This is a genomic window from Agrobacterium sp. S7/73 (genome assembly GCF_019355535.1).
Classification (GTDB): Bacteria; Pseudomonadota; Alphaproteobacteria; order Rhizobiales; family Rhizobiaceae; genus Agrobacterium; species Agrobacterium tumefaciens.
Map to the genome: position 1 here is coordinate 257,523 of NZ_CP072136.1, position 12,247 is coordinate 269,769.

General features: G+C 59.4%; 10 protein-coding genes. 5 read left to right on the forward strand and 5 right to left on the reverse strand.

What is annotated here, in order from left to right:
- The first annotated feature begins 110 nt into the window (after positions 1 to 110).
- The 5 genes from J5276_RS01135 (at position 111) to J5276_RS01155 (ending at position 6,390) form a co-directional block, all read left to right on the forward strand.
- The gene (locus J5276_RS01135) at positions 111 to 893 is read left to right on the forward strand and encodes an SDR family oxidoreductase (protein ID WP_065703402.1); all 783 of its coding nucleotides are present in this window, start codon (positions 111 to 113) and stop codon (positions 891 to 893) included.
- A gap of 42 nt (positions 894 to 935) precedes the next feature.
- The gene (locus tag J5276_RS01140) at positions 936 to 2,855 is read left to right on the forward strand and encodes a beta-N-acetylhexosaminidase (RefSeq protein WP_112155393.1); all 1,920 of its coding nucleotides are present in this window, start codon (positions 936 to 938) and stop codon (positions 2,853 to 2,855) included.
- Positions 2,856 to 2,867: 12 nt separating this feature from the next.
- Complete coding sequence (locus J5276_RS01145; protein WP_112155394.1) at positions 2,868 to 4,298, forward strand: M81 family metallopeptidase; 1,431 nt, start codon at positions 2,868 to 2,870, stop codon at positions 4,296 to 4,298.
- Positions 4,299 to 4,364: 66 nt separating this feature from the next.
- Positions 4,365 to 5,570, forward strand: a complete 1,206-nt coding sequence (locus tag J5276_RS01150; protein WP_065659915.1) for an MFS transporter — start codon at positions 4,365 to 4,367, stop codon at positions 5,568 to 5,570.
- 79 nt (positions 5,571 to 5,649) lie between these two features.
- Positions 5,650 to 6,390, forward strand: a complete 741-nt coding sequence (locus J5276_RS01155; protein ID WP_111782601.1) for a copper homeostasis protein CutC — start codon at positions 5,650 to 5,652, stop codon at positions 6,388 to 6,390.
- On the opposite strand, the gene J5276_RS01160 is transcribed toward J5276_RS01155, so the two are convergent.
- The 5 genes from J5276_RS01160 to J5276_RS01180 form a co-directional block, all read right to left on the reverse strand.
- On the reverse strand, positions 6,356 to 7,507 hold the full coding sequence (locus J5276_RS01160) for a glycosyltransferase family protein (RefSeq protein WP_112155395.1): 1,152 nt from the start codon (positions 7,505 to 7,507) through the stop codon (positions 6,356 to 6,358). The two genes, J5276_RS01155 and J5276_RS01160, sit on opposite strands and share 35 nt — an antisense overlap.
- Positions 7,504 to 8,751, reverse strand: a complete 1,248-nt coding sequence (locus J5276_RS01165; protein WP_209159553.1) for a glycosyltransferase family 4 protein — start codon at positions 8,749 to 8,751, stop codon at positions 7,504 to 7,506. The genes J5276_RS01160 and J5276_RS01165 overlap by 4 nt, the downstream gene beginning before the upstream one ends.
- A 43-nt stretch (positions 8,752 to 8,794) precedes the next feature.
- Entirely contained in the window at positions 8,795 to 10,003 is a 1,209-nt protein-coding gene (locus J5276_RS01170; RefSeq protein ID WP_003516795.1) for a glycosyltransferase family protein, read from the reverse strand.
- Between the two features lie 72 nt (positions 10,004 to 10,075).
- Positions 10,076 to 11,251 (reverse strand): ABC transporter permease, encoded by a 1,176-nt coding sequence (locus J5276_RS01175; protein WP_038492283.1) that lies wholly within the window; start codon positions 11,249 to 11,251, stop codon positions 10,076 to 10,078.
- On the reverse strand, positions 11,248 to 12,246 hold the full coding sequence (locus tag J5276_RS01180; protein ID WP_003516797.1) for an ABC transporter permease: 999 nt from the start codon (positions 12,244 to 12,246) through the stop codon (positions 11,248 to 11,250). The genes J5276_RS01175 and J5276_RS01180 overlap by 4 nt, the downstream gene beginning before the upstream one ends.
- Position 12,247: the final 1 nt, after the last annotated feature.

Here is a 12,247-nt window from a genome sequence, read left to right on the forward strand (position 1 = left end):
TTCCAGTGAGCCGCGTAGCGGTTTCACGCCCGGAAAATGCATAAAAACAAAGATGTAGAGCGGCTTGACCTCAAAACCCGCTCTGGAAAGCCTCGAAGGAGTAGCATGACATGCAGGACAGGAAAGACCAGGTCGCCGTCGTAACGGGCGCGGCGGGCGACATCGGCCGGGCAATTGCCGCGGCGCTTTCTGAAAGCCACGCGAAGGTGGTGTTGGTCGATATCGATCCCGACGCCCTTTCCAATGCGCTTTCCCTGCTTTCCGGTTCCGCCTTCGTTTCGAAAACCTGCGACGTCACCGATCCGCAGGATCTTGCAAGGCTGGCCTTGGAGGTTGGGGAGCTGGGTGATGTCGCGACCCTCGTCAACAATGCTGGTGCTGCAAGGGCCGTCAGCCTGCACGACACGACCGCAGAGATATGGCGCAAGGACAATGCCCTTAACTTGGAAGCACCGTTTCTCTGCTTCAGGGCTTTCGAGGACGCGCTTAAGCGCACGCAAGGGTCTGTCATCAATATCACCTCCGTCAACGGCATGGCTGTGTTCGGCCATCCCGCCTATAGCGCGGCAAAGGCAGGCTTGATCCATCTGACGAAGCTGATCGCTGTCGAATACGGTAAATTCGGCATCCGTTCCAATGCTGTTGCTCCAGGAACCGTGCGCACGCAGGCTTGGGAAGCGCGGGCGGCAGTCAATCCTCAGGTCTTCGAGGAAGCGAAGCACTGGTATCCGTTGCAGCGCATCGTGAGGCCTGAGGATGTCGCCAACGCCGTCGCTTTTCTAGCCGGGCCACAGGCAGCGGCCATCAGCGGCGTGTGCCTGCCGGTGGATTGCGGCCTGACGGCAGGGCAGGCGCCGCTCGCCCGCACTTTCTCACAATCCGAACACTACTGACCGAAGTCCTCTCGGGCTTGAAGCACAATAAAGGGGAGCATCATGGCGCTCGCACAATTTCGTCTCGAAAACTCATGGCATCCGCTCGACGATTCCGCATCGGGTGGCTTCACCTTCACCCTGTTCAATCTTTCCAGCGAGCCGGTGAAGGATTTCCGGATCGTCTATACGTCGCTGACGCGGACCATCGACAAGCCCGTCTGCGGCAATGCCGTCTATCTGCGCCGCAATGCCAATTTCCATGAATTTGCGCCGCCAACGGGTTTCGTGCTCGAAGCCGGGAAATCGTGGCGTTTCACCGTTGACGGCCTGCTCAGGCCTGCTCGCCATCGCACAGACGGTGCGAAATCCGCCTATATCAGCCTTGCCGACGGCACACATCGCGCGGTTGATGTCGCTGACCTGATGCTTGACGGGCGCCATAGCGAGCCGGCGCCAGCCCTGCTTCCCGAAGGAAAGCTCGATCTGCCCTTCGCCATCCAGCCCTGGCCTGCAGAAATCGATGCCGCGCCGGGCGAAGACTTCCCCGTCGCACTCTTCCCGACCGAAGAGGCAGGCAAGCAAGAAGTGCTTGCGGTGGAAACTGTTTCGTCGCTGTTCCGGAGGCTTTTTGCCGTTGGTCACGTGCCTTTCAGCCTCGCGCCTGTTCATGAGGGCAAACCGCTTCGTTTCAAACAACATAGCGGTCTGGAAGCGGAAGGTTATCGCCTGTCTTTCTCTGATGACGCCGTCGTCGTGGAATATTCGGCCGCTGCAGGTCTGCAATACGGTCTGACTGTGCTCGCGCAATTGCTGCACGGCGCGCGCACCGATACCAAATTCCGTTTCCCGGTTTCAGGCACCATCGCCGATGCGCCGCGTTACAGCTGGCGCGGTTGCCATCTGGATGTCTCGCGACAATTCTATCCGACCGGTGATGTCGTGCGGCTGATCGACATTCTTGCATGGCTGCGCATGAACCGGTTCCATTGGCACCTGACGGATGACGAGGCTTGGCGTCTCGAAATCAAGGCTTACCCGCTGCTGACGACAGTCGGCGCGACGCGCGGACCGGATGCGCCGCTTCTGCCGCAGCTCGGCAATGGGGCTGAGCCGGTTTCCGGTTATTACACGCAGGATGATGTTCGCATGGTCGTCGCGCATGCGGCGGCACTGAACATCGAAATCGTACCGGAGGTCGATATTCCCGGCCACAGCACGGCGGCTCTCGTTGCCTATCCGGAGCTGACGGATGGGCAGGAAGCGCCGGACAGCTATCGCTCCGTACAGGGCTATCCCAACAATGGGCTCAATCCCGCCATCGAGCCGACCTATGAATTCCTTGGCAAGATATTCGACGAGATGGTGGAGCTTTTCCCCTCGCGGCTGATCCATATCGGCGGCGACGAGGTAGCAGATGGCTCCTGGCTTGCCTCGCCGCTTGCCAAGTCGTTGATGGAAAAGGAAGGCCTCGACGGCACCTTCGGCATTCAGTCCTATTTCATGAAACGTATTCAGGGGATGCTGCATGAGCGCGGCCGCCAGCTTGCCGGCTGGGACGAAGTTTCGCACGGCGGCGGCGTCGATCCCTCGGGAACATTGCTGATGGCCTGGCAGAAGCCGGAAGTTGGCCTGGAGCTTGCAAAGCAGGGCTACGACGTCGTGATGACGCCGGGACAGGCCTATTATCTTGACATGGTGCAGGATGAAGCCTGGCAGGAGCCGGGCGCAAGCTGGGCCGGCACCGTTCCGCCGTCGCATACATATGCTTACGAGGCAGTCGGTGAGTTCCCCGAGGAATTGAAGGAGCGAATGAAAGGCGTTCAGGCCTGCATCTGGTCCGAACATTTCCTCAATCGCGCCTATTTCAACCATCTGGTTTTCCCGAGACTGCCCGCCATTGCCGAGGCGGCGTGGACGCCGAAAGCGCAGAAGGACTGGCTGCGTTTCTCCGCCATCGTCCGCTTGAGCCCGGTCTATTGAGAGGAAGGCGAGATGCGTATTGCCGTTGGTGGAATTCATACCGAATGCAGCACCTATTCGCCGGTGCTGATGCGTCAGGAAGATTTTCGCGTCTTTCGCGGGGCGGAGTTGCTGGAAGCCGAATATTTCAATTTCCTCGGTGAAGGCGGGGCGGAGGTGTTGCCGCTTCTGCATGCGCGGGCGGTGCCGGGTGGTCCCGTGTCGCGCGCGGCCTATGATGTGTTCAAGCAGGAATTCTTGGAGCGTCTCAAGGCTTGCCTGCCGCTCGACGGGCTTTATCTCGCCATGCATGGCGCGATGAATGTCGAGGGAATGGACGATGCGGAAGGGGACTGGATTTCCAGCGCCCGCGCCGTAGTCGGACCGGATGTGATCATTTCCGCCAGCTACGACCTGCACGGCAATGTCAGCCAGTCGATCATCGACCAATTGGATATTTTCGCCGGCTACCGAACTGCGCCGCATATCGATGTGCGCGAGACGATGGTGCGGGCGTGGACGATGCTCATCAAGGCTCTGAAAACTGGCGAGAAGCCCGGTGTGGCATGGGCGAAAATCCCCGTTCTCCTGCCGGGTGAAAAAACCTCCACGGAAGATGAACCGGCCAAAAGCCTCTATGCCGTCTTGCCGGACTACGACGCGCGGCCCGGCATTTGGGATGCGAATTTCATGATCGGCTACGTCTGGGCCGATGAACCAAGGGCGACGGCCTGCGCTGTCGTGACCGGGACGGACAAAGATGCCGCGCAGGCGGTCGCCTCGGAGATTGCGCAATCCTACTGGAATGCCCGACAGGATTTCCGTTTCGGTCCCGTGACCGAACCGCTCGAGGTCATCATGGATATTGCGGAAAAAACAACAACCGGGCCGATCATTCTGGCGGATTCCGGCGACAATCCGACCGGCGGCGGGGTGGGCGATCGGGCCGATGTTCTGGCGGCGTTGATTTCGCGCAATTGGCAGGGCGCGTTGATCGGCGGCATCACCGACAAGCCGGCGGTCGAGGCCTGTTTTGCGGCGGGCGAGGGCGCGGCGCTTTCCCTGAAGATCGGCGGCAGTCTCGATCCCGAAAGCCCTTCCATCACTGTCGAAGCCAAGGTCCTGAAACTGGACGATCCAGGTGCTTCCGATCAGCGGCAGGCGGTAGTCGTCATCGATGGCATTACCGTCATTCTGGCTGCAAGGCGCAGGCCTTATCACATGATCGCGGATTTCACCCGTCTGGGCTTCGATCCGAAGGCGGTAAGGCTGCTGGTCGTCAAGTCAGGTTATCTTTCGCCGGAGCTTGCGCCCATCGCCAATCCCAATCTCATGGCGTTGACGGAGGGGGTTATCAATCAGGATATCGAAAACCTCCCCAATCGCCGCCGGGATGGCGATTTTTACCCATGGAAACCGCATTTCAACTATATCCCGAAACCCATCCTTTCGGCCCGCTGGTGATGACAGCGGTTCGATAGCATTTCATTCAGCGATCCGGCCGTGCCGGATCATCTCAGGCGAACCTTCATGCCGTCGGCTCTTTCCATCGTTTTCAACAATCCGTCGATCCGCATCGGGGCGCTCGCCATCCTGTTCTTCGGATTTTCGAATGCCGCCACCGCCCCCTATCAGGCGGTGATCGGCATTCGCGAAATCGGGCTCAGCAACACCGTCTATTCCCTGCTGATGCTGTTTGCCGCCATCATCAATGTCAGCGCCAGCGTGCTGATGGGCATCGTTGCAGACCGGCTCGGCGAATATCGCAAACCCATGCTGCTGATCGCGCTTTTCGGCGTCAGCGGCTATCTGCTGGTTTATCTCGTTGGTAATGCCACCGCCTTCGTGACCGCAAAGCTGCTGCTCCTGCCGATTTTCGGGGCGATGAACTCTCTGATTTTCGCGCATGTGCGCGCCGATGCCCGCAATCTTTCGACGGGCGACATGATCGCGGTGAATTCGATCATGCGGGCCACGATTTCGCTTTCATGGGTGCTGGTGCCGGGTATCGTCGGTATTTTTCTGGTAAACTCCGGCAATATGCTGATGGCTTTCCTGTTCTCAGGCATTTGCGCGCTTATCTGCTTTCTGCTTGTCGCCTTCTGCCTGCCGCGCACGGCGACGCCGACATCGGTGAACACGCAAGCACGTTTCGGCGTCCGCGCTTCACTTGCGGAAATCGGGGAGCGACGGGTGCTGCTGCGAATCATCGCCATCGCGCTCATCTGCTCGATGCTGCATCTCAATGATTCCATCCGCTCGCTCATCATAACGGGTCAGGCAAAGGGAACGGTCGCGGATATCGGTATCGTCGCTGGCATCGTTGCCGCGCTGGAAATCGTCTTCATTCTGCTGTGGGGCTGGATCGAAAAGAAGGTGCCGCAAACGCTGACCCTTGCGGCGGGAGCGGGGCTTTATGCCATCTACCTCATCCTGCAGGGTCTCGCGACGGCACCTTGGCATATCTATGCGCAGACCTTGATCAGCGCGCTCGGCGCAGCCGCCATCATCAGTATCCCGATCACCTATCTGCAGGAACTGATTGCGGATCGGCCGGGGCTTGGAAGCTCGCTGATTGCCGTCAACATCTTCCTCGGCGCGGGTTTGGGTGCGCTGATTTTTGCCGTCGGCACGCTCGTCACGAGCTATTCAGGCACTTCAATCCTGGGAGCGGTTGTAGGTCTCGGCGGCGTTTACATGCTCTACGCGCTTGATGGGAAGGGCCGCCGCAGGTAGAGCGTCGGACCGAAAAGTGTGGGCGGTTTTCGGATTAGCCGGCGCGAAAACACGGCACATTCAAAAGAAAGAGGTTACGATGATTCTCGAGATTTGCGTGGACGACGTGGCCGGTCTGGAAGCGGCGGTCAGGGGTGGGGCCGACCGAATAGAACTTTGCGCGGCATTGTCCGGTGGCGGTGTGACGCCGTCTGCGGGTTTCATGCACCGGGCGGCGGCCTACGCCCTGCCGGTGAGCGTGATGATCAGGCCGCGCGCCGGGGATTTCGTGTTCACGCGCGACGAAGCCGATGTGATGAAACGCGATATCGATGCGGCGCGCGCGGCGGGGCTTTCCGGCGTGGTGCTCGGTGCCTCGCTTGGCGATGGCTCGCTCGATATTCCCCTGCTCGAAGAGCTGTGCCGCCACGCCAACGGGCTCGATATGACGCTGCACCGGGCGATCGACGTTGTTCCCGACATGGATGAAGCCTTGGAGGCCGCTATCGCGCTGGGTTTCCCGAGAATTCTGACCTCCGGGGGCGCGCGTTCGGCGCTTGAGGGCATCGAGACCTTGGCCCGATTATCCGAGCTTGCCGCCGGACGAATTGTCATCATGCCGGGGGCCGGGGTGCGTCCACCAGTTGTGCAGACATTGCTGGACCGCTTTCCCATTACGGAGATCCACGCATCCTGTTCCGCCATTCCGTTTTACGATCCGGAAAGCCGGGTGGCGAAACTCGGTTTCACCGGCGCAGGGCGCAAGGGCACGGATGAAGAGGCCGTTCGAGAGTTAAAGGCGATCCTCACCGCTCATCAAAAAGGCGGCGCAAAGCTCTAGCCGTTCCTGCGGCGCCATCGAGATCGAGGTGGATCACGTCCGGTCCCGGCAGGGCCAATGCCGCCCTGATGGCATCGGCCATGGATTGCGCAGAGATTTCCTTCTCTTCCAGAACCTGTGCCAGTCGCAGCCGCGCCAGCCGTTCGGCGCGGGCGCTCTGTTCCGTTTCGCCATCGGCCGCAAACGGGATCAGAAGCGAGCGGCATTTTGCCTGTAGAATATCGCAGACGGTGTTGTAACCGGCCTGCGAAACCGAAAGCCGCGCGCCGGCAAGCAGGCTTGCGAAATCCTTGCGGAAGCGGAAGATGGACACATTTTCGGGCGCCTGCGCCGAGATCGCATCGAAATCTGCCTGCGGCATGTTGGGGCCGGTTATGAGGCACCAGCTTTTGATCTCTTCCAGCAGAGGCGATGCCTCAAGTGCGGCCCGGATAAGGGCTGCACCAACGGCACCTCCGCCAGCGGAAACGACGATATCGAATTTTTCCGCCGGTTCCGGCGGTGGCAGCGGCGCGACGAGGCCGGTATAGACAACGCGCTGGCTGATTTCGCCGGCAAGGGGAAAGGTCTCCTCCAGCCGGACGAAATCCGGATCTCCGTGGACCAGCACCGCGTCGAAATGTTTCTTCACCAGCGACACGGTTTCTTCGTCCCGGCCGGGTTTGGCTTTTTCCTGCAGAATATCGCGCAGCGACGTCATGACGAGCGGGCGTGGTTCACTGTCCTCGATCTCGTGCAGAAGCGGCAGCAATTCGAAACGCACCTGCCTGCGGCCGAAGGGGAAGGCCTCTATGATGACGATATCCGGCTTTGCGCCGTGATAGGCGCCGATCAGCATATCCGTTCGAAGCTTCTTGAAGTCGTCATCGACCGGTTTGCCGGAACTATCGACAAGGCCGGAAAAGCTGCCGTCGCTGACGGCGATCGGCGGCAATTCGACATGGCGGATGCCTTCGCCCGGAAAGCCGGGAACCGGGGTGCCACCTGTCACCAGAACGACATCGAAACCATCTGCCTGAAGGGCATTGGCAACGCGGCTGGCGCGGGCGATATGGCCGATACCCAGAAGGTGTTGGACGTAGAAGAAAACGGAAGGGCGCTTTTCCGTATCGGTCATGGCGTTTTTTCCCACTCGGTTTCGAACAGCGTCTTCAACTCGGCAATGCTGGTGCGGTTGTCGAAGGCGGTTCGCACACGGTTTTCCGCCGCACTACCCAGACGCTCACGCAATTGTGGATCGGTAATCGCCGTGCGCAGAGCCTCGGCGAAGGCAACCGGATTTTCGGGCTCCGTCAGCAGGCCGTTTTCACCGTCCACGAAGAATTCCGGAATGCCTGATATATTGGTGGAAATGCAGGTCAGCGCCTGGCTGGCGGCCTCGACCAGCACATTGGGAAGACCGTCTCGGTCACCATCGCTGGTGATGCAGCAGGCAAGGGCGAAGAGGTCGGCCTCGCGGTAATTCTCCAGCACCTGTTTCTGGTCCATGGCGCCGGTCCAGACGATCCTGTCGGCGATGCCAAGCTCGTCGGCGAGTTTTTTCAACCCGGCAAGTTCGTCGCCGCCACCGATATGGGTGAAACGCCAATGGATGTCCTGTGGAAGCGAGGCCAAAGCCTGCAACAGAATATCGATGCCCTTTTTCTTGACGGCCCGTCCAACACTCAAAATCCTGACCGGATCATGAGCGTCCGATCCATCTCTTTGCGGACGCGGCGTGTCGAAATGCGGGAAGCGGGTGAGATCGAGACCGTGATAGCTCAAATGCACATTCTGCTTGACGCCGGAAAGGGTGCGAAGATGCTGAAAGCCGCTTGCGGTGCAGGTCACGGCCCAGCGGGCGCTTTCCAGCTTTGCGGCAAGGTCCCGGTCGCTGGAGGTCCAGATATCCTTGGCGTGGGCCGAAATCGTCCAGGGCGTGCCGGTGATAAGATGTGTATAGGCGGCGACCGAGGCGGGTGTGTGGATGAAGTGGACGTGCAGCCACCCGGCATCTACGGGCCATTCGTGCGCCAGCACGGCCGCCTGCCCGAAACGGCGGAAGCGGTTGCGGCTGAGATCATGCGGCAGATCGCTGAAAAACCGACGCAGCGCCTTGGTGAAGCCTGGCTTTTTGCGGCATGCCCACAGGGCCTTCAGCACGCGGATGGGCTCGTCATGCAGATATTCCGGCAGGTAGGTCACGGGTGCGCGGATTTCATCGTGAACGGGGTGGCGTTTTTTATCCGTCGGGCGGCGCATGGACATGAGTTCCAGCGTAAGGCCAGCCTTTTCAAGCCCCAGAAGTTCCTGGGCGATGAAAGTCTCGGACAGGCGCGGATAGCCCTTGAGGAGCACCACGATTTTTTTTGTGTCGGTCACGTTGCGCGTGTCTCTTTTGAAGCGGTGGTTGTCGGGGAGCCGGTCACGCCGTCAGCGTTATTGGCACCTTGTCGCCCTCGGGCGGCAGCCATTCGGCTATCCGTTTCGAAATGTTTTCCAGACCATCGAGCTTCAGGTCCTGCGAATTGACGGAAGGCGGCGCGCGATTCGGCAGCGCTTTAAGAGCTGCCGCCATTTTTGCCGGATTCTCGGCATCCTCAGGTAAAAGCATGTCGAAAAGGCCGAGCTCCGACGCGCGGCTTGCGCGGATAAGCTGCTCCTCTCTCGGCACCGTGCGCGGCACGACGAGGGCAGGCTTGTCGAACGACAATATCTCGCAGACGGTGTTGTAGCCGCCCATCGACACGACGGCCTGAGCGCCGGCAACGAGGTCTTCCATGCGGTTGTCGAATTCGATGATCTCTATGTACGGAATGTCGGCAACACTGCTCATGAATCGCTGGCGCTGGTCTGCCGGCATGTAAGGGCCGAGCACCACGAGCGCCTTGTGCGTCAGTTCGCTATCATGACGGTAGGCGTTGATGACGTCATCGATCAATTCGCTGCCGTCACCGCCGCCGCCAGTGGTGATGAGAAGATAGTCGCCCTCCGGCCGGTGCGCCACGGTTTCCGCCTGCGTTTTGGAGCGTTGCAGGAAGCCGACGAAATCCATCTTGTCGCGAACGGTCTGGGGAACGTCGAGCCCCGTCAAGGGGTCGTGGAAATCCGGGGGGCCATAAATCCAGACGTGGTCATAGAACTTGCCGATCTTGGTCATCACGTCATTGCGCTTCCACTCCGCTTCAAGCAACTGCGGTGCATCCATGACGTCACGGAGGCCGATGACAAGCTTGGTTCCCTGTCCCTTGAGATACGCAAGCGTTTCCTCCACCTCGCCACGAAGACCCATGGGCTCCTTGTCGACGATGAAGATATCCGGCTGGAAGCTTTCGGCAGTGTGATAGATGATGGAGCGGCGCATCTTCAGTGTTTCCTGAAGATCGATATGCCGGTCCATGGAGGTGTATTCGCCGTTGCGCAGCTTGATGACGCTCGGGATTTTCACGAAATCGACACGAGCGCGATAATCGAAGGCGCCGGCGATAGTCGCACCCGAAATGATAAGCACGTTGAGGCCGCGATAATCCTCCACCAGCGCGTGAGCGATCGTGCGACAGCGCCGCAGATGTCCGAGGCCGAAGGAATCGTGGCTGTACATGAGGATGCGTGCGTCGTTCAGACGGGAGGTCATCGGCCACACCTCTTTTTGCCTTTCCCAAAAAAGGCGATGGCGGAAGAGCAGTTTATCAAGGCGTGTTCCATTTTATCTGAAGGGATCCGCAGCATCACGTAGTCCGTCACCGAAGAAATTAAAGGCCAGAATGACGAGAACAACCGGAATCGTCGGGATGAGAAGCCACGGATATAGCGCAATGACGCTGACGCTGCGCGCCTCCGTGAGCAGAATTCCCCAACTTGTGATCGGCGGCCTGAGGCCGAGACCAAGGAAGCTCAGCGCGGTTTCGCCGAGAATCATGCCCGGTATCGTCAGCGTCGCCGATGCGATCAGATGTGACATGAAGCCGGGGATAAGGTGCCTGCCGATGATGCGCGGCGTGCCGGCGCCCATCAGTTGTGCAGCCAAAACATAGTCTTCCTCGCGCAATGCCAGCAATTTGGAGCGCACGGCGCGCGCCAGTCCCGTCCAGTCCAGCATGCCGAGAATGATGGTGATGCCAAGATAGACGAGGATCGGACTCCAGGTCACCGGCATGATTGCTGCGAGTGCGAGCCACAGCGGAATGCTCGGAATGGATTGCAGGACTTCGATGATACGCTGGACGATGAGATCGAAAGTGCCGCCGCGATAACCTGCAAGACCGCCGATCACAATGCCGAGAACGAAGCTCATGGCGACACCGAGAAGGCCGATCGTCAGCGAGATGCGCGCGCCGTAGATGATTCGCGACAGCACGTCTCGTCCAAGCCGGTCGGTGCCGAGCAGGAACAATTCACCACCTTCGGCCGGACATACGAGGTGGGTTCTAGCCTCGATCATGCCCCAGAAATGATAGGTATCGCCCTTGCAGAAGAAACGCAGCGGCTGGATATCCGTCGGCACATCCCGGTAGACACGCCGCAGATTGTCCATGTCGAGCGTCATTTCCCGACCATAGACGAAAGGCCCGACAAATTTTCCGTCATTGAAAAGGTGAATGGCCTGGGGTGGGGCGTAGATATGCTCGATATTGCGTGTGTGAAGATTGTAAGGCGCGAGGAACTCACTGATCAGGATCGAAAGATAAAGCACCACCAGAAAGGCGCCGGACCAGACGGCGATCTTGTGCTGACGGAACTGCCACCACATGAGCCGCAGCTGCGACGCCTTGCTGAAGGCCGCCATTCCGGACGTATTGGGTTCGATGAGCGACGGGTCGAACGGCGCCGTCGAAACGTAGTGGGGCAGTGCTTCGCCGGATGTCGGGATGGATGAAGTCATTTGACGTTACCACCTCCGAAGCGGATTCTCGGGTCAAGTATGGCAAGGGCGATATCCGACACAAGAACGCCGATCACCGTGAGGAAAGCAAGGAACATCAGGAAGGAGCCGGCCAGGTACATGTCCTGGCTTTGCAGCGCCCGGATGAGCATCGGACCGGTTGTTTCGAGCGACAGCACGACGGCGGTGATTTCCGCGCCTGATATGATGGCGGGCAGGATCGAGCCGATGTCCGAGATGAAGAAATTCAGCGCCATGCGCAGCGGGTATTTGATCAGCACCTTGAAAGGGTGAAGCCCCTTGGCGCGGGCGGTTACGACATATTGTTTCTGCAACTCGTCCAAGAGGTTGGCGCGCAGGCGGCGGATCATGCCGGCCGTGCCCGCCGTTCCGATGATGAGGACGGGTATCCAGATATGTTCGAGAATCGATTTGAACTTTGGCCAGCTCATCGCCTGGTTCAGATATTCCCGATCCATCAGATGGCCGATGGAGATGCCGAACCAGATATTGGCGAAATACATCAGGATCAGCGCCAGCATGAAGTTGGGGATGGCGATGCCAAGCAGACCGAGGAAGGTCAGGCCGTAGTCGCCCCAGCTATATTTGTGCGTGGCGGAGTAGATGCCGATCGGGAAGGCAAGAATCCAAGTGACGATGATGGTGACGAAGGACACCAGAACCGTCAACCACAGACGGTCTCCCACAACCTCGTTTACCGGGAGCTGATATTCGAAAGAATAACCGAAATCGCCAACCAGCATGCCGGTTGCCCAGCGGAAGTAACGGATCGGCGCCGGCTGGTCAAAGCCATAGCGGACGCGCAACTCCTCGATTTCGGCAAGGTTTGCGGTCTCGCCCATGGCGCGCAGTTCGGCGACGTAGCTTTCGAAATAATCGCCCGGCGGCAATTCGATGATGGTGAAGACCAGCATCGAGATCAGGATCAGCGTGGGGATCATGACGAGGATGCGCTTGAGAATATACCGCAGCATA

Excerpts from the sequence above, each read along its gene's own strand:
- J5276_RS01160 (WP_112155395.1), bottom strand. The coding sequence starts at position 7,507 with ATGACCGATACGGAAAAGCGCCCTTCCGTTTTCTTCTACGTCCAACAC.
- J5276_RS01175 (WP_038492283.1), bottom strand. The coding sequence starts at position 11,251 with ATGACTTCATCCATCCCGACATCCGGCGAAGCACTGCCCCACTACGTT.
- J5276_RS01135 (WP_065703402.1), top strand. The coding sequence starts at position 111 with ATGCAGGACAGGAAAGACCAGGTCGCCGTCGTAACGGGCGCGGCGGGC.
- J5276_RS01155 (WP_111782601.1), top strand. The coding sequence starts at position 5,650 with ATGATTCTCGAGATTTGCGTGGACGACGTGGCCGGTCTGGAAGCGGCG.
- J5276_RS01170 (WP_003516795.1), bottom strand. The coding sequence starts at position 10,003 with ATGACCTCCCGTCTGAACGACGCACGCATCCTCATGTACAGCCACGAT.
- J5276_RS01140 (WP_112155393.1), top strand. The coding sequence starts at position 936 with ATGGCGCTCGCACAATTTCGTCTCGAAAACTCATGGCATCCGCTCGAC.
- J5276_RS01180 (WP_003516797.1), bottom strand. The coding sequence starts at position 12,246 with ATGCTGCGGTATATTCTCAAGCGCATCCTCGTCATGATCCCCACGCTG.
- J5276_RS01145 (WP_112155394.1), top strand. The coding sequence starts at position 2,868 with ATGCGTATTGCCGTTGGTGGAATTCATACCGAATGCAGCACCTATTCG.
- J5276_RS01150 (WP_065659915.1), top strand. The coding sequence starts at position 4,365 with ATGCCGTCGGCTCTTTCCATCGTTTTCAACAATCCGTCGATCCGCATC.